Raw genomic sequence first — 704 nt, forward strand, 5'->3', positions numbered from 1 at the left:
TTTCAAATCAGTAAGGCAGGGACTATTAATTTATTCTGCTATTCCATTATCAATGATTGGGGGGATATTTTTTCTAGCAATGCGTGGAATGCCTTTTAGTATCAGCGCAGGAGTTGGTTTTATAGCTTTATTTGGTATTGCTGTTTTGAACGGGTTAGTTTTAATAGCTGAATTCAATCGAATAAAAAAAACAGGGGAAACCAATTTAAAATCAATAGTTCTGCAAGGTACTAGAGTTCGTTTGCGACCAGTATTAATGACAGCACTTGTTGCATCATTAGGTTTCTTACCGATGGCGCTGAGTAACGGTTCGGGTGCAGAAGTACAAAAACCGTTAGCAACAGTAGTAATTGGTGGATTGATAGTAGCCACATTTCTAACATTATTTATTTTACCTATTTTATATATTATGTTCGAAAAAGGTATTAAAATAAAAGTTAGAAAGATAAAATCCATTACAACAATTATTTTATTTGGATTTTTCTTTTCTATTCAAACTGTGAATGCACAAGAAAAAATTTCAATTGACAAAGCCATTGAAACTGCATTGCAAAATAATTTAAATGTAAAAAATCAAAAATTAAATTCTGAATATTTACAAAAACTGACCAAGACAGGATCTGACATTCCAAACACAGGTATTATTAGCGAATATGGACAGTTTAATAGCATTGTGAATGATATTAAAATTGGAATTTCACAAA

At 31.1% G+C, this 704-nt stretch carries 1 protein-coding gene; it reads left to right on the forward strand.

What is annotated here, in order from left to right:
• Positions 1-52: 52 nt before the first annotated feature.
• Positions 53-704 (forward strand): efflux RND transporter permease subunit (locus HJ01_RS16945; protein WP_410500982.1); only part of this gene is annotated, 652 nt, incomplete at its 3' end.

Origin of the sequence: Flavobacterium frigoris PS1, assembly GCF_000252125.1 — a bacterium.
Taxonomy (GTDB): Bacteria; Bacteroidota; Bacteroidia; order Flavobacteriales; family Flavobacteriaceae; genus Flavobacterium; species Flavobacterium frigoris_A.